The sequence below is a fragment of the Bacillus cereus group sp. Bce019 genome, from assembly GCF_051781745.1.
In the GTDB taxonomy this organism is placed as follows: Bacteria; Bacillota; Bacilli; order Bacillales; family Bacillaceae_G; genus Bacillus_A; species Bacillus_A cereus.
In genome coordinates, this window is the sequence record NZ_JBPWJX010000010.1 from 142,801 (window position 1) to 162,771 (window position 19,971).

The window sequence follows — 19,971 nt, forward strand, 5'->3', positions numbered from 1 at the left end:
AAAGTGAGGAAATAATTTTGAAAACGTTATATGTGAATTACGCTGGTTCGGAAAAGCGCGTTGCAATTGAAGAAAAGAAAAAAATTGTTGAGTTTTTATGGAAACGTAATGAAGAGCAAGAGATTGTTGGGCATATTTATGTTGGACGTGTCGTAAGAACAATTGCTGGAATGAATGCAGCTTTTGTAAACATCGGTTTAGAAAAACATGCTTACCTTTCATACGATGATGTACCATCTTCTTATCGTATACATGAAGGGCAAGCGATACTCGTACAAGTTGTGAAAGAGGCAATTGATACGAAAGGGCCTAAATTGACAGCGAATATAGAATTTACCGGGAAATATGTCGTTTATATGCCGTTTGATGAGATGCGCGCTGTTTCTCGAAAAATAAAAAATAATAAAAGAAGACAACAGTTACTCCAAATTGAAATAGAGGGAACGGGGGGATACATTTTCCGTTCTGCTTCTGAAAAAGGAGCAATTGAAGAAATACAAGCTGAAATGCAAGGGTTACAACAGTTGTATGAAGAGTTAAAAAGAAAAGAGGGCCAAGGAAAGGCGCCGTTATTACTTCATCGACCGGCGACCTTTTTAGATCGTGTATTTCAAGAGAACCCAATTGAAACAATTGAAAAAGTAGTTGTAGATACAAGAAGTATAGTAAAGGAATTAGAAGACAAAGTTGGAAAAGAAAAAGTATCTTTTTATAATGAAAAGTCTTCGATGTTTAACCATTTTGGAATAGAGCGTGAGATTGAGAAAGCACTCCAAAAAATTGTTTGGCTTCCAAATGGTGCTTATTTAATTGTAGAACAAATGGAGACGATGACTGTAATTGATGTGAATACGGGCAAGTTTACGGGAAAACAAAATTTGCAAGATACAGTACTTCGCACAAATGAGCTAGCCGCTGAAGAAATTGCACGCCAATTAAGACTTCGTGATATTGGTGGTATGATATTAATTGATTTTATTAATATGAAAAAAAGAGAAGATAAAGAAAAGGTAAGAGAATGTCTCATAGCTGCTATGCAAGATGACCGAACATATACAAGGGTGCTCGGCTTTACGGAGCTAGGGATTTTGGAAATGACACGTAAACGTAAAAAGCATTCTTTACGGGACGTATTATTAAAAGAGTGTGTGCCTTGCAAAGCGACGGGTTATGTGATGTCGCATGAAACAATTGCGTATGAGTTAGAGAGAGAACTAATCACATATGGCAATATAGAAGATGAAGCAGTATTAATCGCTGCGCCTAAAGAACTGCAAAAACAGTTTTTGCAAAAAGAATTACAAAAAAATATTCCATTTGAAATTTATTTCAAAGATGATATTATCGAAAAGTATGCTATCGTTCGTTTTGGAAGTAAAAAAGAAATTGTAGAACGGAAAAAATAGTTAGCAGAACATTTATTGACAACCGTCTATGATTCATGATAACATCTTTATGTTATAGTTTATAGCACCTAAACGGCTATATGCTACAACCGCACAAGACAGGTTCCCTAAAGGCATTTATGTCTACCTCGTTTTTGGCGAGTCTTAGTAATTAAGAGGAGGTGCAAGTATGTACGCAATTATCGAAACAGGTGGAAAACAAATTAAAGTTGAAGCTGGTCAAGCAATCTACATTGAAAAATTAGATGTTGAAGCTGGTGAAACTGTTACTTTTGACAAAGTTCTTTTCGTTGGTGGCGAAAACGTTAAAGTTGGTAGCCCAGTTGTAGAAGGTGCAACAGTTACTGCGAAAGTTGAAAAACAAGGTCGCGCTAAGAAAATCATCGTTTTCAAATACAAAGCGAAAAAGAACAATCGTAAGAAACAAGGTCATCGTCAACCTTACACTAAGCTAGTTGTTGAAGCTATCAACGCTTAATTCTGGTTAACATGATTAAAATTACGATAAGTCGCACGAAATTAGGAAGTATCCAATCATTTAAAATGACTGGACATGCCGATTATGCGCCACATGGACAAGACCTTGTCTGTGCTGGAACTACAGCGGTTGTGTTTGGTTCTATAAATGCAGTGGAACAACTTTGTAATGTGCAAGCAACTATTGAACTCGGAAGTGATGGCGGATTCTTAACGTATGAATTGCCTAATGATTTAGACGTTCATGCAGCAGAAAAAGCACAAACGCTTTTAGAAGGATTAGTTGTTTCGCTTAAGACGATCGAACTTGATTACGGAAAGTATATCCGTTTAATAGAAAAAGTGCAGGAGGTGTAACGTATGTTAAGATTAGATCTTCAGTTTTTCGCATCTAAGAAAGGTGTAGGTAGTACAAAGAACGGTCGTGACTCTCAGTCAAAACGTCTTGGTGCTAAACGCGCAGATGGTCAAACGGTTACAGGTGGTTCAATTCTTTACCGTCAACGCGGTACAAAAATTTATCCAGGTGTTAACGTTGGTCGTGGTGGCGATGACACTTTATACGCGAAAGTTGACGGCGTAGTACGCTTTGAGCGTCTTGGTCGTGACCGCAAACAAGTGAGCGTATATCCTGTTGCTCAAGAAGCATAAGAACTCACGGAAAACTCTAACCTGAGTGCAGGTTAGAGTTTTTCTATATTAAGGGGTATCTAAATGAATGAAAAATGGACAATTATAGATGCATTGCGCCATTCAAGACATGATTGGCTCAATCGTATGCAGATGGTGAAAGGAAACCTTTCCCTTGGAAAAGTGGAAGAAATTCATAGTCTCATCGATCGTTTTGTCCAAGAAGCGAGACAAGAATCCAATCTGATGGGGCTATCAATGCCTTTATTTTCAGAGTGGATTTTAACATATAATTGGAAACAGCAGCCGTGCTTATTGGAGTACGAAGTATTAGGGAAATTACATAACTTATCTCACTTAGATGAGACTGTATGTACATGGACGAATCAATTTTTCTCGATGCTTCAGCATAGTTTAGACGTATATGTTGAAAATTATGTTTGTATCACAATTGAATGTGACGCGGATAATGCTCGTTTCTTTTTTGATTTTCGTGGTAAGCTAACGAGTGTAGAAGAACTACAGAATTGGCTTGCGACCCAAAACAATAAATGGTATTCCATTTCTTATACAGTGCGAGACGAAGAAGTCTCAGTTATATTACAACCAATTGAAAAAAGTGTGGTGAAATAATGTTTGTAGATCAGGTCAAGATATATGTAAAAGGCGGCGACGGTGGTAATGGTATGGTTGCGTATCGTCGTGAGAAGTATGTACCAAAAGGTGGCCCAGCAGGTGGCGACGGAGGTAAAGGTGCAGATGTTGTTTTCGTAGTTGAGGAAGGCTTACGTACATTAATGGACTTCCGCTACCAACGTCATTTCAAAGCTGATCGCGGTCAGCACGGAATGAGTAAAGGTCAGCACGGACGTAAATCTGAAGATTTACTTGTAAAGGTTCCGCCAGGAACAGTAGTAAAAGATGAAAAAACTGGTCAAATTCTTGCCGATTTAGTAACGCATGGACAAACTGCTGTAATTGCAAAAGGCGGCCGTGGTGGCCGTGGTAACTCACGTTTCGCAACAGCTACGAACCCAGCGCCAGAAATCGCTGAGAACGGGGAACCAGGTCAAGAGCGTGATGTTATTCTAGAACTTAAAGTACTAGCAGACGTTGGACTTGTTGGATTCCCAAGTGTAGGTAAATCTACATTATTATCTGTTGTATCATCAGCGCGTCCGAAAATTGCAGAGTATCACTTCACAACAATCGTTCCAAATCTTGGTGTTGTTGAAACTGGTGATAACCGCAGCTTCGTTATGGCTGACCTTCCAGGACTAATTGAAGGCGCACATGCTGGCGTCGGACTTGGACACCAATTCTTACGTCATATTGAGCGTACACGTGTAATCGTGCATGTTATTGATATGTCTGGTTTAGAAGGCCGTGATCCATATGAAGATTACGTAACGATTAATAATGAATTGAAAGAATACAATCTTCGCTTAACTGAGCGTCCGCAAGTTGTTGTTGCAAACAAAATGGATATGCCAGATGCAGAAGAAAACTTACAAGCATTTAAAGAGAAAGTGGGAGACGAAGTAAAAATCTTCCCAATCTCAGCTGTAACAAGACAAGGTGTTCGTGACTTACTGTTTGAAGTAGCGAACTTAATAGAAACAACACCAGAATTCCCAATACATGAAGTTGCGGATGAGTCTGATACAAGTGTAATGTACAAATTTGATACTGAAGGTGTTAAATTTGAAATTACACGTGAAAGTGATGGCACGTTTGTTATCTCTGGTTACGATATCGAGAAAACATTCAAGATGACAGACTTCTCACGTGATGAATCTGTACGTCGTTTCGCTCGTCAAATGCGCGGAATGGGTATTGATGAAGCGCTTCGTGCACGTGGTGCAAAAGACGGAGATATTGTAAAAATTCTTGAATATGAATTTGAATTTATCGATTAAGACTGCCGAAATACGGCAGTCTTTTTTTATATCGTAAAAATCGGATTTATATAGGAAAAAATCCCCACTAATTAAATTTTCAATTTATAATAAAAAGGGAGTGGTTTTTAGAAGAATTTTTTATGGGGAGAAAACGAACATGTATAAAATATTAATTGTAGAAGATGATGAGAAAATCGCGGGAATATTAGAAGAGCATTTAGAAAGATATGGCTATCAATCATTTAGAGCAAGTGATTTACGTCAAATAAAAGATGAGTTTGTAAAAGTGAATCCTCATCTCGTGTTACTTGATATTAATTTACCGTACTTTGACGGTTTTTATTGGTGTCGTCAAATTCGTACTGTATCGAATGCGCCAATTATTTTTGTTTCTGCAAGAACAGGAGAAATGGACCAAGTAATGGCGATTGAAAATGGCGGCGATGATTATATTACGAAGCCATTCCATTTAGATATCGTAATGGCAAAGGTGAAGAGTGCGCTTCGCCGTGGTTACGGAGAGTATGCTTCTGCTGCTGAGAGTGATTGTTTAGGTGTAAATGGACTGTTGTTATTCCCGTCTCAGCATATTGTTGAGTGGCAAGGACAACAAACTGAACTGACAAAAAATGAGTTTTACTTATTAGAGTGTTTAATGAAACAGGTGAATCAATATGTAACGCGCGAAGAACTGTTAGAAGCTCTATGGGATGAAGTAGCATTTGTGGATGATAATACATTAACCGTAAATGTAAAACGTGTAAGGAAGAAACTAGAGGAGTTAGGCATTAAAAATGCAATTGTAACGAAACGTGGATATGGTTATGCGCTTCTTACGGAGTGGGGCGAAGGGCATGAAGGTTAAAATTTACCTCATGGACCGCTTTTCTTTAATTCTTTCTTATATTGTTAGCCTTTGTTTATTTGGGCTCGTTTTACAGTTGCAAAGTCTTTTAGAAAAGCGATCCATTGATTGGAGTACATGGTTATATGGACTTTTATTAGGAACAGTTGTGTTTACTGTATACCTCATTTACGATTACCGAAAACGGAGTGTGTTTTTAAAGAGGATCGAAAAGTATGTTACTGGTGGAAATACATTACATGACTCTTTACTTATTGATGAATCTTATACATCAGAGCAAGAAATGGTCGTTGAATCTTTTACGTTATTAAGACAGCAATATATGAATGAAGTTCATAAACAGCATGCGAAAGAGCAACAGCAAATGATATTTATGAACCAATGGATTCACCAAATGAAAACACCAGTATCTGTTATTGAATTATTGCTGCAAAAGTTTGGCAAAGAGCATCGTGAGGCAAGAGCAACAGTTGAAAGTATTCGTGAAGAAAATAATCGTATACTAAATGGTTTAGATTTAGCGTTACATATGGCAAGACTAGAGCAGTTTGCGAAAGATTATAAGGTAGAAGTAGTAAATGTTATAGATGTCGTGCGAGGTATTATTAATGAAAATCGGAAATCCTTCATTCAATCGTCTGTATTTCCGAAAGTGATGTTTGAAGAAGATACTTGTATGGTTGCCTCTGATAGAAAATGGCTAAGTATTGCTATAGGTCAAATTGTTGTAAATGCAATTAAGTATACAAAAATTTCAGCGGCAGAGAAAAAAGAAATTCAATTTCAAATTGAAGAGAAAGACCAAAAGGTGTTATTACATATTAAGGACAATGGAATCGGTATTCCAGAGCAAGATGTAAAGCGTATATTTGATCCATTCTTTACGGGGATAAATGGCCGTAAAACGAGAGAAGCGACTGGAATGGGTTTATATATTACGAAGGAAATTTGCGATAATTTACATCACGGTATTTATGTGCAATCGGCTAAAGGAGAAGGGACAACATTCACGTTCCAATTTGCAAAAGATGAAGAATATCATACATTGATGAGAAAAATGACAAAACTGTAAGATAACAAAACGTTTTGTAAGGGAAATCACTCGTTTCTTTTTCTTATTTTTCTTATAGTAAATGTAAGAAGAAAACACGTAGGGGGATTAGAAATGAGTGTTCTTGAAGTAAAAGGATTAACGAAGGTGTACCAATCAAAAGGTTCAGTAGCGACGACTGCTTTAAACGATATAAATTTTAAAATAGAAGAAGGCGAATTTGTAGGGATTATGGGTCCTTCAGGAAGCGGGAAAACGACGCTTTTAAATTTATTAGCAACAATTGATAAGCAAACTTCAGGTCATGTGCTTGTAAATGGTGAAGAAATTAATCAAATGCGTGCTGCAAAATTAGCGGAGTTTCGCCGTACACATTTAGGGTTCATCTTTCAAGATTTTAATTTACTTGATACGCTATCGATTAAAGAAAATATTATTTTACCTCTTGTAATGGCGAAGAAATCTGTAAATGAAATAGATGCAAAAGTGCTTGAGATTGCAAAGTTCTTAAATATTGAAGAAATATTAAATAAAAAAGTATACGAAGTATCTGGGGGACAACAACAACGTGCAGCAGCAGCGAGAGCAATCATTCATGAACCGACGTTAATTTTAGCAGATGAGCCAACTGGAAACTTAGATTCGAAGTCAGCGAAATCGCTAATGGGCGCTCTGCAAGATTTACATGAGCAAAAGAAAGTAACGATTGCAATGGTTACGCACGATCCAGTAGCGGCTAGTTATTGTGAACGTATCCTTTTCATACGCGATGGGGAAATTTTCTCGGAAATACATAAAGGAAGAACGAAACAAGCCTTTTTCCAAGAAATTCTGGACGTACTTGCGATGCTAGGAGGAGAATATCATGAACTTTCGCCAGCTCGCGCTTAATAACGTAAAAGGAAATTGGCGTAACTATAAAGCGTTTCTTATAAGTAGTTGTTTATCGATTGTCGTATTTTTCATGTATGCTTCTTTTATTTATCATCCAGATGTCGTAAGCGGTAATATTAGTATGAGAAAGATGATCACAAAAGGATTAGAATCGATGAATTATATTGTGGTCATCTTCTCGGCACTCTTTATTTTATATGCAAATTCAACGTTTTTACGAGCAAGAAAAAAAGAGTTTGGTCTACTAACATTAATAGGCGGAACGAAATCGCAGCTCGGCCGAATGATTATATTAGAGCAACTGATGTTAGGTAGTATTGCAATTGTAATTGGTATTGGGGTTGGAATGCTTTGTTCAAAATTATTTTTCCAAGCGTTAAGCGTATTATTGAAAATAGATAAGACACTTCCACTTGTTTGGAATAGTAAAGCAGTTCTTATTACAGCTGGCGTATACTTTATCCTATTTTTAATCCTATCATTGTTTAGCGTTTGGACGGTAGGACGCTTGCAAATTATTGATTTATTAAGAGAAGCTAGAAAGCAAAAAGTAGAGCCGTTTGCATTTACATGGTTATGTGTAGTTGGTATAGGATGTATTATTGCTGCATATGTACTTAGCTTCCAAGTAACGTTTCTGAATTTCCTCATCCTCTTTTTACCGGTGGTAGGACTGACAATTGGCGGAACGTATTTATTATTTACACAAGGTAGTACAGTTGTATTAAAAGCATTACAAAAAAGAAAGCAATCTTTCTATACGTATCCAAATATGTTTGTTCTTAGCAATCTTATTTATAAAATGAAAGATAATGCTCGTTTTCTATTTGTAATTTCTATTATTACGGCGGTAGTATCTTCAGCAGTAGGTACACTGTACGTATATTTTGAAAATATGAGTGCGAAAACGGTAGAACTTACACCACATGCTATTTCATATGAGGAAAAGGGGTTAAATACGCATAATCTTATTAATGAAGAAAAGGTACAGGAGCTTGTGAAGAGACACGGGTTTGAAGATGCGCGAAAAGTAACCTACGTTAAACTACCGGCAACACAGAAAATAACGTTGTTTAATAGTGAACATGAAGTACCGATGACGATTATTTCAGAAAAAGAATATAATGCAGAAGTGCGCAAACAAAAGAGAGAGCAACCTACAGAAGTTCATAATGCACCAGGTAGTGCAACGATGGTTATGGTTGATATGTCAAATGAACTGATGAAGATAGATCGTACGAAACCGTATGAATTTACAATTAACGGGCAAAAGCAGTCTGTTCAATTAAATAATCCAACGCAGTATTCTGTTTTTAATGATAGTGAATATCTTATTGTAAATGATCAAGATTTTGAGAAATATGCAAAACTCGTACCAGATGAAGAAAAGACGAAATATTACGGTTATTATATCGAGGATTGGAAAAATACAGAAAATCTTGTATTAGATTTGAAAAATGAAATTGCACCAGAAAAGCAAGGAGAATTGAGAAATTCAGTGTTTGCGTATAAGGATATAAGAGAAGGTGGAGCAATTACAATGTTCATCGGTTTCTTCGTAGCGGTACTGTTCTTCTTCTTCGCTTGTAGTATGACATACTTTAAATGGTTTAACGATAAAGAACAAGATCGTATTCAATTTAAATCGTTAAAGAGAATCGGTATGACAGATAAAGAAATTCGCAAAATTGCGATTCGACAAATGGGAGTTATCTTCTTTATCCCAATTTTAATCGGTTCCATTCATAGTGGAGTTGCTCTTCATACGTTAGGGAAAATGCTTTATATTGATTTATGGAAATCAGGTGCGCTTGTCATTGGAGCATACATTTTAGCTTCTGCCATTTACTTTATGATCGCGCAAAGAGGATATTTAAAACACGTAAAAAGCTAGGGGAACCTCTAGCTTTTTGCCTATGTAGTAAGTCACAGGAGGACGATAGATGAACATTTGGCAACTAGCGCTGCAAAATATAAAAGGAAATTGGCGTAATTATAAAGTGTTTTTCTTAAGTAGTTGTTTTGCAATATTTGCTTCTTACGCATATATGTCTGTCATTGTGCATCCGTATATGCAAGAGACGATGTGGTATCAAAACGTACGTTGGGGACTTATCATATGTAATGTTATAATCATTTCTTTTTTCGTCATATTTATTTTGTACTCTACTTCTATTTTCATAGAAGCACGTAAGAAAGAATTAGGGTTATATATGTTAATGGGAGCAACGAAATCTAACGTAATAGGAATGATTATGACCGAACAAATTTTAATCGGGGTCTTCGCGAATATTTTCGGTATTGTGCTCGGTATGATATTTTTAAAACTCTTTTTTATGGTATTTAGTATGTTACTGGGGCTTCCGAAAGAACTCCCTGTCATATTTGACGTAAGGGCGATTAGTGTAACATTTATTACATATATGGTCGTTTTTATTTTGTTATCTTTTATAAGTGCTTTACGTATATGGAATATAAAAATCATTCGGTTATTGAAAGAATTTCGAACAGATAAAAAAGAGAAGAAAACATCAAAGTGGCTTTGTTTATTCGGTTTTGCTTGTTTAGTGGGCGGGTATGCGTTGGCGCTACAAGTGACGATGACTACGATAGCAATATACTTTTTCCCTGTGTCTATACTTGTCTTTTTTGGAACGTACTTTTCTTTTACACATGGAGCTACCCAAGTGTTAGAAATGATAAAGCGAAATAAAAAGATTATGTATACATATCCGTATTTATTTATAGTGAATCAATTGTCACATCGAATGAAGGAAAATGGTCGCTTTTTCTTTCTAATGTCTATGGCAACGACGTTTGTAGTTACAGCAACAGGTACGGTGTTCTTATATTTTTCTAGCATGCAAGATATGTGGCGTGGCGGGGGCGTGCACTCATTTTCTTACATAGAAAAAGGTGCTTCTTCTCATGAAATCTTTGCGGAAGGTACGGTTGAACAATTATTGCACCAATATAGATATGATGATTTTCAATATATGAGTTTTGTTGGAGTGTATGCATCTTTTCAGTCCAATAAAGGAGAAACAGAAGTAGCGCCGCTCATTAAAGAAAGTGAATACAATCAAGAGGCGAGAAAACAAAAACAGAAAACGTATCGTCCTAAAAAAGGTACAGTGACACTCGTTTATTATAATAAATACAATAATTCGAATGTGTATAATCAAAAAGAGATTCAATTGCAAGTAATGAATCAACCATATCAATTCGTATTTAACGGTCAGAAAGAAGGGGTTCAATTTAACCATCACCCTTCGTACATTAATGGTCTGTTCTTCGTTATGAATGATGAAGATTTTGACAGTATAGCAAATCAGGTTCCTGATTCTGAAAAAATGATATATAGAGGCTACACATTATCAAATATAGAAAAGACGAAGAAATTAAATGAAGATTTACGGAGACATATAAAACAAGATAATAATAATGCATTTCGAAGCAATATGGAGTTGTATGTAAATATGAAAGAAGGCGGCGATATTACTCTATTTGTAGGCTCATTTATTAGTATATTATTCTTTCTCACTTCATGTAGTATCGTGTATTTTAAATGGTTCCATAATATTGCATCGGACCGAAAGCAGTATGGTGCACTCTCTAAACTTGGAATGACGAAGGAAGAAGTATGGAAAATTTCTCGTTGGCAATTATGTATGCTATTTTTTGCGCCAATTATAGTAGGGAGTATGCATAGTGCAGTTGCATTATATACGTTTCATAATACGCTTTTTATGGATGGATCATTAAGAAAAGTAGGTTTGTTCATTCTGTTTTATATCGCAGCATGTATCATTTATTTCTTCTTTGCTCAAAGAGAGTATAAGAAACATTTAGACTAGCGAATGTTAGTCTTTTTTAAATATTCGAAATTTACATAGAAGAATATAAAAAAGTATGGTATAACAGTAAGAAAACGAAAAAGAGGGGAAAAGATGATGATTCGAGTAGGATATTTAGGACCAGAAGCAACATTTACAAATATGGCGGTGAGTCGTTTTTTTCCGGAAGCAGAGCATGTACCGTATCGAACGATTCCAGATTGTATAGATGCAGCTGCAAATGAAAATGTAGACTTCGCAGTTGTACCGTTAGAAAATGCAATAGAAGGTTCAGTGAATATAACGGTTGATTACCTTGTACATGAGCAGCCGCTTTCCATTGTAGGAGAAATTACAGTACCAATTCAGCAGCATTTACTTGTACATCCGCAGTATGCAGAAGTGTGGGAAGAAGTATATGCAGTGCATTCTCATCCCCATGCCATTGCACAGTGCCATAAATTTTTAAATGAAGAATTAAAAGGAGTAACTGTTCGAGATATGACATCTACAAGTGCTGCTGCACAATATGTGAAAGAACATCCTGAAGAGAAAATTGCCGCTATTGCAAATGAAGCGGCTGCAGAAAAATACGGATTAACAATTGTGAGACGTAGTATTCATACGCATAAAAATAATCACACACGTTTCTTAGTACTCCATAAGAAAAAGAAAGCAGTACTCCCGAATAACGGAGAGAACCGCGGAGAGAAAACGACGCTTATGATAACGTTACCTGCAGATTATGCAGGTGCCCTATATCAAGTGTTATCAGCTTTCGCATGGAGAAAATTAAACTTATCAAAAATCGAATCGCGTCCGATGAAAACAGGTCTTGGAAATTACTTTTTCTTAATCGATGTCGATAAAGCATACGATGACGTATTATTGCCAGGCGTAACGATGGAACTTGAAGCACTCGGTTTTTCTGTTACTGTGCTGGGGAGTTATTCTTCTTATTGGTTGTAGAGGGGAGCTGTTGTTAAACTTGTTTGAAATGAAAAGCTGTTTTTCGGTTGAGGCAGAGTAAGCTATCGATTCTATTGAAGTAAGTGATTAATTAAGCTAGCAAAATAAAGAAGCCGTCCTAAAAGATATTTAGGACGGCTTTCTGTTAGGAATAGGTAACTCTTTTGTCGTGTTTTTAGTACGCATCATTACAACTATTATAATAGTAGGATTCATCATTGTTCGAATTACTGCAGCAAATACAATTCGTTTGTTGTATTAATAGATTGAGTGTAGATGGAGCTACAGTATCTGAGAAAGTAATACTCTCAACATCTTCTACTAAAAATGTTTTAATATCTCCTGGTGTTAAGGTAAATGTAAGTGGAGAGCGATGGTTTAATCTTGCAATTGTTAATCTAATCGTTGTTGCAAATGCAGGACTGAAACTAAATTTAATAAGTGTCTTATTATGATTTTTAGTGAAGTTTTCAAATACAGTTCGAGGAATTCCAGTTGTTATATCAAGATCTTGAGGGGTATTTCCCGTACCGAAAATAGTATAGTTCTGTATAAAACAGTTATTTGAATCTGAATTTGAAGAATTACATGGACGATCATTTTTCTTATAATATTTTTTTCCATTTTTTAAGAAGTAATCCGCCATAATTAATCACTCCCTTCATATATAAGAATTAAAGGTTGTCCATATATAATATGAAATATATTTTTATATGTTTGGACGTGAAGGAAGAGAAAATAAAAAGAGTCCATCTGGTATGATGGACTCAATACTGTTTTACCTGGTGTGATTCTTTATTTTAACTTCGCAAGACGATCTTCTAACTGACCACGCCAAATATCAGCTAGTTCTGGAACAGCAAGAATTTTTTCAATGCCATCTTTATCTTTTCTATTATGAAAATAAATTTCGTTAGAGAATAAAACAGAAACATTGCTTGATGGACGTTCTAGTAATGTAATTTTTGAATCTTTACGTACAGTACCTTCTTGAAGAACGCGGCATAGGTAGCCAGTAAATCCAGTTGCTACAATACGAGGCAGTATGCCAGGGATGCCAAGGCGTTTTGAAATTGTGCTACAAGGTACGCGCGCTTGTGTCACTTGAATAATCGCTTCACCTAATTTGTATGTATCTCCGATGCAAACATCACGCTCTAACATATTTGTTACGGTAATGTTTTCGCCAAATGCGGAAGCTGGAAGTGTTGTTTGAAATTCTTTTTCCCATAGTGCGTAATGCTCGTGTGAGTACACACAAACTGCGCGATCAGGTCCACCGTGGTGTTTTAAATCTGCTACATCATCACCAAGGAAGCCATCTTTTGATAGGAAAGCTTCTTCGGTAAGTTCTTTACATATACCGGTAATCATTTCTTTATCTTCGCTATATTTCATTTGTTTCGGTTTCCCAATGCTAAAGTGAACGAGTTCAATTCCCATATTTGATCTCCTTTACGATTGATTACAATATTATAGCATTAAAAAAGCACAGAGAATGATAAAAACTCTGTGCTTTACATTAATAAACGAGAAATCCTGCTTTATCTAAAGCTTCGCAAGCAGCATCTAACTTCTCTTTAGAATCTGCTTCAATTGTATGTAAGTGAATACCATCTGTTAGTTGCGATAGATAGGAAGCGTTTGTGTTTTCGATTTTTTGTAAATATTGCTCTACATCAAAGCGATTGCTTACCATAATGGATGCTGTTAAGTCACCGTATACAGGATGCTCAACTTTTACGTCTTTAATCGTAACGCCGTGGTCAACAAGCATTGTAAGTTCTTGACGTACTTCTGCTGGTTTGTGCTGGCATACGATTACGCGTTCAAAAGTTTGTTGTTTCTCTTGTGGCTTTAAATATAAATAGCCTTGAGCAGTTGCAATAATTGGTTCGTTTCGTGCTTTAAGTAAGGAAATATCTTGCACGATAACTTGTCTACTTACGTTCGTCTTTTTCGATAGTTCATTCCCCGATAACGGTTCATTTGCAGCAAGAAGCCACTGGAGGATAAGTTGTCGTCTTTCTTCACCTAAAATCTTTTTTTGTTCATTTTGTTTCATTATGATTTAACACCTCTATAAAATTGATTTCCAATTGTGTGTAGTGCATGAATAGTAGTATCAATTTGATCTTTCGTTGTTTGTTGTCCGAAAGAGAAGCGGACATATTGTTTTGCCTCTTCATACGTTTTTCCAATTGCAAGCATAGTTTTCGAAGGTTCTTGTTTACCGACTTGGCAAGCACTTCCGGTGGAAATGGCGATACCATGGCGATTACATTCTAGCATAGTATATTGACCTTCTATTCCTTTTATTGTAACCCCAACAATATGTGGTAAACAAGAAGTAGAATGACCTTCTACTTCAATTTCTAGCGGAAGTGTTTGTATTTGCTCTAAAAAGTAGGATCGTAACTCTTTAAAACGTAAACTTTCTTCCCATTGAGTTTTTAATATATTTTCAGCAGCTGTTAAAAAAGATGCGATGCCGGGAACATTTACTGTACCTGGGCGAAATCCTTTTTCTTGAGAAGTTTCTGGAAATACTTGTTCCCAGCGAGATTGCGGATTTATGTAGCAAGCGCCGACACCTTTTGGTCCGTATATTTTATGTGCTGAAACAGAAAGACTATCAATCCCCATCTCAAAAACATGGATAGGCAGTTTACCAAACGTTTGCACACAATCCGTATGAAATAAAACATTATATTTTTTTAAAAGTGCCCCGATTTCTGTAATGTTTTGAACGGTTCCGATTTCAGAGTTTCCATGCTGTATACTTGCTAGCACAGTATCTTCTGTAATAGCTGCCTCTAAATCTACTAAACAAATGAGTCCATTTTTATCAACAGGAATTTCAGTGATTGTATAGCCTTTTGATTTTAGAGATTGAAAATAACTTCGAATGGATGCATGTTCTATAGGTGTCGTAATAATATGCTTCTTATTTCGGGCATTTAGAAGTGATTGGATCGCAAGATAGTTCGATTCCGATCCACCACTTGTGAAAAATACTCCTTGTTCTTTTCCTCCAATCATTTCCGCAAATGTTTTTCGGCAAACTTGTAATAAAGAAGAAGCCGTTCCTCCAATATCATGTAAACTTTGTTCATTTCCGAAGTATTGCGACGCTGCTTTCATATATGTTTGTAACGCTTCCTCGCTCATAGGTGTAGTAGCTGCATAGTCAAGATATATCATCATGTAAGTTCCTCTCTCTAGTAAGAGTTACATTTCTTTTACTTTTTAAATGGTAGTGAAAATAAGAATTATAAAAAAACTCTTGTCATTATTTTAAAACTATGTAAATATAGGTGTCAAGACAGTTGAAAAGTGTAAAGTAGGAGGCAACAATTATGCCAAGCGCAGATGTCTTAATTATTGGAAGTGGCGTTGCGGCACTTCGTGTTGCAAAAGAGATTTGTCACGAAAAGAATGTGATTATTATCACAAAAGAGACGAAACGTAATAATAATACACATTTAGCTCAAGGTGGAATTGCCGCAGCGGTAGCTACATACGACAATCCTAATGATCATTTTGAAGATACGCTAGTAGCAGGGTGTCATTATAACAATGAAGAAGTGGTCCGTTATTTAGTCGAGGAAGGACCGAAAGAAATTAATAACCTTATTGAAAATGGAATGAAATTTGATGGAGATGAAACAGGTCCTCATCTTGGAAAAGAAGGAGCGCATCGAAAACGTCGTATTTTACATGCAGGTGGCGATACAACAGGAAAGAATTTATTAGAGCATCTTATTCAAGAAGTAGCTCCATACGTTACGGTAGTGGAACAGGAAATGGTGCTCGATTTTATTATAGAAAAAGATAAATGTGTTGGGGCTTTAACTCGCAACAATAAAGGAGAATTGAAACGTTACAATGCAGATTATACGGTGTTAGCTTCAGGCGGTATTGGCGGTTTATACGCCTTTACTTCTAATGATGAGACGATTACAGGCGATGGACTTGCAATGGTGTACCGTGCAGGCGGAGAGCTTGTAGATTTAGAGTTTATACAATTTCATCCGACGATGTTATACGCGGGTGGGCGTTGTTCTGGTCTTGTGTCCGAAGCTGTTCGCGGAGAAGGAGCTGTCCTTATAAATGGAAAAGGGCAGCGTTTTATGATGGATATACATTCCGAACAGGATTTAGCGCCTCGTGATGTAGTCGCAAGGGCTATTCATGAACAGCTACTTGCGGGTGAAAAAGTGTACTTAAACATCGAAATGATTCAAAACTTTGAACAACGCTTTCCGACCGTGTCATCGATATGTAAAACAAATGGAGTCGATATAAATAAAAAACTTATTCCAGTCGTGCCTGGTACTCATTTTCACATGGGCGGCGTGAAAACGAACTGTGATGGAGAGACGTCTATTCCGAACTTATACGCAGTCGGTGAAGTAGCTTGTAACGGGGTTCATGGTGCAAATAGATTAGCGAGTAATTCATTATTAGAAGGTCTTGTGTTTGGAAAAAGAATCGGACGACACATTTTATCTAGAGAGACAAAAGAAAAGGTGAACATGCTAGCCGAAAAGGAAGCAAAGTTTATCGTTCTGAATCATTTACCGACGAAAGAAGAAATACAAAAATGCATGATGAAATATGTTGGGATTGTGCGAACAGAGCAAAGTTTATCTTATGCGAAGAGATGGCTTAGTAAGTATGGTGTTCGAAATATGATATTACAACATGATGTTCTTACGAATGAAGAGATAACGCTTATTAATATGTTAACGGTTTGTGAGCTTATAGTTGTGTCAGCCTTGCAAAGAGAAGAAAGTATTGGCGGGCATTACCGGAGTGATTATCCAGATAGAAATATAGGAAAGAAAGAGATTGTTCGAGTAAAGAGAAAACGACAACTTGTGTGATGAGGGGAAGAGGGGCTTTATGAACACGATAAAAGTTAAAGAAGCATTAAATCGATTTTTTTTAGAAGATATAGGGGAAAGAGATGTAACATCTCAGCTTATTTTTCCAGATAACTTGCTTTCGAAAGGAACGTTTCTTGCGAAGGATACAGGCGTCTTTGCAGGACGTTTAGTAATTGAATCAGGATTTAAATTAATTGATGAGAGAATTGAAGTAGAGCTTCATAAAAAAGATGGGGACCTTGTAGAAAAAGGCGAAATCATTGCAACTGTGCAAGGTCCAATTGCATCGTTATTAACAGCAGAGCGCGTTATATTAAATGTTATTCAGCGTATGAGCGGAATAGCGACGATGACGCGTAAAGCGGTTCTTGCTTTAGATAGCAGTCATACTCGCATTTGTGATACGCGAAAAACGATGCCAGGACTACGTATGTTTGATAAGCATGCAGTCGTGTGCGGCGGTGGATTTAATCATCGCTTCGGTTTATATGATGGTGTCATGATTAAAGACAATCATATTGCGTTTGCTGGTTCTATTACAAAAGCTGTTACATCAGTGAAAGAAAAGTTAGGACATATGGTGAAAGTAGAAGTAGAAACAGAAACTGAGGAACAGGTGAGAGAGGCTGTTGCTGCTGGTGCTGATATTATTATGTTCGATAATCGTACGCCAGATGAAATCCGGGAGTTTTCAAAAATTGTACCAAGTGCTATCGTTACAGAAGCTTCAGGGGGCATCACAATTGAAGATTTACCGAAATACGGAAAAACAGGGGTAGATTATATTTCACTTGGAGCGTTAACACATTCAGTGAAAGCACTTGATATTAGTTTCAATATTGAAGGATAAGGAAAGTGGCTTAGAGGGGAGAAACGTATATGAGTATTTTAGAACAAGTACAGCCAATTGAAACGATGTTACCAGAGCGTTATTACACGATGTCAACGGAAGATATGGAAAAGCGTGTTCGTGAAATTAAAGAGAAAATGGGGAAAATGTTATTCATTCCAGGGCATCATTATCAAAAAGATGAAGTGGTACAATTTTCAGATGCAGCAGGGGATTCACTTCAGCTTGCACAAGTTGCAGCGAGCAATAAAGACGCAAAATATATTGTGTTTTGCGGGGTGCACTTTATGGCGGAAACAGCAGATATGTTAACGACAGATGATCAAGTTGTCATCTTACCAGATATGCGTGCAGGTTGTTCGATGGCGGATATGGCAGATATTGAACAAACAGAAAGAGCATGGAAAGAGCTCACGAAATTATTTGGAGATACGATGATTCCGTTAACATATGTGAACTCTACAGCTGCAATTAAAGCGTTTTGTGGTCGTAACGGAGGAGCAACAGTAACATCTTCTAATGCAAAGCAAATGGTATCTTGGGCGTTTACTCAAAAAGAACGTCTCGTCTTTTTACCAGACCAACATTTAGGGAGAAATACAGCGTACGATTTAGGTATCCCATTAGATAAAATGGCAGTATGGGACCCACACACAGATTCATTAGAGTACGATGGGGATATAGAAGAAATTCAAGTAATTTTATGGAAAGGGCATTGTTCTGTTCATCAAAATTTTACAGTGAAGAACATTGAGAGCGTACGAAAAAATCATTCTGATATGAATATTATTGTACATCCAGAATGTTGCTATGAAGTTGTAGCTGCTTCAGATTATGCAGGCTCAACGAAATATATTATTGATATGATTGAATCAGCGCCATCTGGTAGCAAATGGGCGATTGGTACAGAAATGAATTTAGTGAACCGAATTATTCAGCAACATCCAGATAAAGAAATTGTTTCACTTAATCCATTTATGTGTCCGTGCTTAACGATGAACCGAATTGATCTGCCTCACTTATTATGGACACTTGAAACGATAGAAAGAGGAGAAGAAATTAACGTTATTAGCGTAGACAAACAAGTAACGGCAGAAGCGGTTCTTGCATTAAATCGTATGTTAGAGCGTGTGTAAAGCAACGGTATTCCTGTTGCTTTTTTTCATACATATAATCATAACGAGAACGAAATGGGCATACATTGTTTTGAAGAAATCATTGTGGTTCTTTATGCTTATTCCGCTTCGAATGATATTGAAAATCGAAGAAGTGATAAAAGTGAAAAGAAGTTAATGTTATTTAGAAAGAGTTACTTCATGAGATTTGTTACTTATAGATAAGTTATACAGGAGGGGGAAAATTTGAAAATTCATATCGTGCAAAAAGGGGATACCCTTTGGAAAATTGCGAAAAAGTACGGAGTGGATTTTGACACGTTGAAAAAAACAAATACACAACTTAGTAATCCAGATTTAATTATGCCAGGTATGAAAATTAAAGTGCCATCCAAGAGTGTTCACATGAAACAACAGGCTGGAGCAGGTTCAGCGCCTCCAAAGCAATACGTAAAAGAAGTGCAGCAAAAAGAATTTGCAGCAACACCAACTCCGCTTGGAATAGAAGATGAAGAAGAAGTTACGTATCAATCAGCACCAATTACACAGCAGCCAGCTATGCAACAAACACAAAAAGAAGTGCAAGTAAAACCGCAGAAGGAGATGCAGGTAAAGCCGCAAAAAGAAGTACAGGTGAAACCACAGAAGGAGATGCAGGTAAAGCCACAAAAAGAAGTACAGGTGAAACCGCAAAAAGAAGTGCAAAAAGAACAGCCAATTCAAAAAGAAAAACCAGTTGAAAAACCGTCTGTTATTCAAAAACCACCTGTGATAGAAAAACAAAAACCGGCGGAAAAAGAAAACACGAAGTTTTCGGTAAATGTATTACCGCAGCCGCCACAACCACCAATAAAACCGAAAAAAGAATATAAAATTTCAGATGTAATAAAAAAAGGAAGTGAGTTAATTGCTCCTCAAATTAGTAAAATGAAACCTAACAATATCATTTCTCCGCAAACGAAAAAAAACAATATAGTATCGCCGCAAGTGAAGAAAGAAAATGTAGGAAATATAGTATCGCCGCAAGTGAAGAAAGAAAATGTAGGAAATATAGTATCGCCGCAAGTGAAGAAAGAAAATGTAGG

19 protein-coding genes, 1 pseudogene and 1 other annotated feature are annotated in these 19,971 nt (G+C 36.6%); of the genes and pseudogenes, 16 read left to right on the plus strand and 4 right to left on the minus strand.

Annotated elements, in window-relative coordinates; all coding sequences use genetic code 11:
• Positions 1-17 precede the first annotated feature (17 nt).
• The 12 genes from ACS2QP_RS15815 (at position 18) to pheA (ending at position 12,029) form a co-directional block, all read left to right on the plus strand.
• Positions 18-1,406, plus strand: a complete 1,389-nt coding sequence (locus ACS2QP_RS15815; protein WP_326303915.1) for an Rne/Rng family ribonuclease — start codon at positions 18-20, stop codon at positions 1,404-1,406.
• Between the two features lie 77 nt (positions 1,407-1,483).
• Positions 1,484-1,561 (plus strand) — a sequence feature (ribosomal protein L21 leader region).
• Positions 1,562-1,575: 14 nt separating this feature from the next.
• Positions 1,576-1,884 (plus strand): 50S ribosomal protein L21, encoded by a 309-nt coding sequence (gene rplU, locus ACS2QP_RS15820; protein WP_000270907.1) that lies wholly within the window; start codon positions 1,576-1,578, stop codon positions 1,882-1,884.
• Positions 1,885-1,895: 11 nt separating this feature from the next.
• On the plus strand, positions 1,896-2,240 hold the full coding sequence (locus ACS2QP_RS15825; protein WP_002164192.1) for a ribosomal-processing cysteine protease Prp: 345 nt from the start codon (positions 1,896-1,898) through the stop codon (positions 2,238-2,240).
• Between the two features lie 3 nt (positions 2,241-2,243).
• Entirely contained in the window at positions 2,244-2,534 is a 291-nt protein-coding gene (rpmA, locus tag ACS2QP_RS15830; protein WP_000944958.1) for a 50S ribosomal protein L27, read from the plus strand.
• Positions 2,535-2,597: 63 nt separating this feature from the next.
• Positions 2,598-3,146, plus strand: coding sequence for a sporulation initiation phosphotransferase B (locus ACS2QP_RS15835; protein ID WP_001003584.1), 549 nt, complete (start codon positions 2,598-2,600; stop codon positions 3,144-3,146).
• The gene (gene obgE / locus ACS2QP_RS15840; RefSeq protein ID WP_000497128.1) at positions 3,146-4,432 is read left to right on the plus strand and encodes a GTPase ObgE; all 1,287 of its coding nucleotides are present in this window, start codon (positions 3,146-3,148) and stop codon (positions 4,430-4,432) included. The genes ACS2QP_RS15835 and obgE overlap by 1 nt, the downstream gene beginning before the upstream one ends.
• A 139-nt stretch (positions 4,433-4,571) precedes the next feature.
• Positions 4,572-5,279, plus strand: a complete 708-nt coding sequence (locus tag ACS2QP_RS15845; RefSeq protein ID WP_000276723.1) for a response regulator transcription factor — start codon at positions 4,572-4,574, stop codon at positions 5,277-5,279.
• Positions 5,269-6,351, plus strand: coding sequence for a HAMP domain-containing histidine kinase (locus ACS2QP_RS15850; protein ID WP_078186496.1), 1,083 nt, complete (start codon positions 5,269-5,271; stop codon positions 6,349-6,351). The genes ACS2QP_RS15845 and ACS2QP_RS15850 overlap by 11 nt, the downstream gene beginning before the upstream one ends.
• A 93-nt stretch (positions 6,352-6,444) precedes the next feature.
• A complete protein-coding gene (locus ACS2QP_RS15855) occupies positions 6,445-7,221 on the plus strand; it encodes an ABC transporter ATP-binding protein (RefSeq protein ID WP_000114529.1) in 777 nt (258 codons plus the stop codon).
• Positions 7,196-9,118, plus strand: coding sequence for an ABC transporter permease (locus ACS2QP_RS15860; RefSeq protein WP_001011410.1), 1,923 nt, complete (start codon positions 7,196-7,198; stop codon positions 9,116-9,118). Before ACS2QP_RS15855 ends, ACS2QP_RS15860 begins: the two co-directional genes overlap by 26 nt.
• Positions 9,119-9,167: 49 nt before the next feature.
• On the plus strand, positions 9,168-11,081 hold the full coding sequence (locus tag ACS2QP_RS15865) for an ABC transporter permease (protein WP_326263123.1): 1,914 nt from the start codon (positions 9,168-9,170) through the stop codon (positions 11,079-11,081).
• Between the two features lie 96 nt (positions 11,082-11,177).
• Positions 11,178-12,029, plus strand: coding sequence for a prephenate dehydratase (gene pheA / locus ACS2QP_RS15870; RefSeq protein WP_000621705.1), 852 nt, complete (start codon positions 11,178-11,180; stop codon positions 12,027-12,029).
• A gap of 175 nt (positions 12,030-12,204) precedes the next feature.
• Here the strand turns inward: pheA and ACS2QP_RS15875 are convergent, their stop codons facing one another.
• From ACS2QP_RS15875 to ACS2QP_RS15890, 4 genes are all read right to left on the minus strand, one after another.
• On the minus strand, positions 12,205-12,675 hold the full coding sequence (locus ACS2QP_RS15875) for a hypothetical protein (protein ID WP_000796370.1): 471 nt from the start codon (positions 12,673-12,675) through the stop codon (positions 12,205-12,207).
• Positions 12,676-12,824: 149 nt separating this feature from the next.
• Positions 12,825-13,472, minus strand: a complete 648-nt coding sequence (locus ACS2QP_RS15880; RefSeq protein WP_153580715.1) for an MOSC domain-containing protein — start codon at positions 13,470-13,472, stop codon at positions 12,825-12,827.
• Positions 13,473-13,551: 79 nt separating this feature from the next.
• Positions 13,552-14,094 carry a transcription repressor NadR gene (locus ACS2QP_RS15885; protein ID WP_000812275.1) on the minus strand — a complete coding sequence of 181 codons (543 nt, stop codon included), beginning with the start codon at positions 14,092-14,094 and terminating at the stop codon, positions 13,552-13,554.
• Positions 14,094-15,236 (minus strand): IscS subfamily cysteine desulfurase, encoded by a 1,143-nt coding sequence (locus ACS2QP_RS15890; RefSeq protein WP_326263124.1) that lies wholly within the window; start codon positions 15,234-15,236, stop codon positions 14,094-14,096. The genes ACS2QP_RS15885 and ACS2QP_RS15890 overlap by 1 nt, the downstream gene beginning before the upstream one ends.
• Positions 15,237-15,388: 152 nt before the next feature.
• Here ACS2QP_RS15890 and nadB point away from each other — a divergent pair, with 152 nt between their 5' ends.
• From nadB to exsA, 4 genes and pseudogenes are all read left to right on the plus strand, one after another.
• Complete coding sequence (gene nadB, locus ACS2QP_RS15895) at positions 15,389-16,918, plus strand: L-aspartate oxidase (RefSeq protein WP_326263125.1); 1,530 nt, start codon at positions 15,389-15,391, stop codon at positions 16,916-16,918.
• Positions 16,919-16,937: 19 nt separating this feature from the next.
• On the plus strand, positions 16,938-17,771 hold the full coding sequence (gene nadC / locus ACS2QP_RS15900; RefSeq protein ID WP_001092227.1) for a carboxylating nicotinate-nucleotide diphosphorylase: 834 nt from the start codon (positions 16,938-16,940) through the stop codon (positions 17,769-17,771).
• 29 nt (positions 17,772-17,800) lie between these two features.
• On the plus strand, positions 17,801-18,907 hold the full coding sequence (gene nadA, locus ACS2QP_RS15905) for a quinolinate synthase NadA (protein WP_000025339.1): 1,107 nt from the start codon (positions 17,801-17,803) through the stop codon (positions 18,905-18,907).
• A 225-nt stretch (positions 18,908-19,132) separates the two neighbouring features.
• A pseudogene (exsA, locus tag ACS2QP_RS15910) lies at positions 19,133-19,971 on the plus strand (spore coat assembly protein ExsA); the annotation flags it as partial.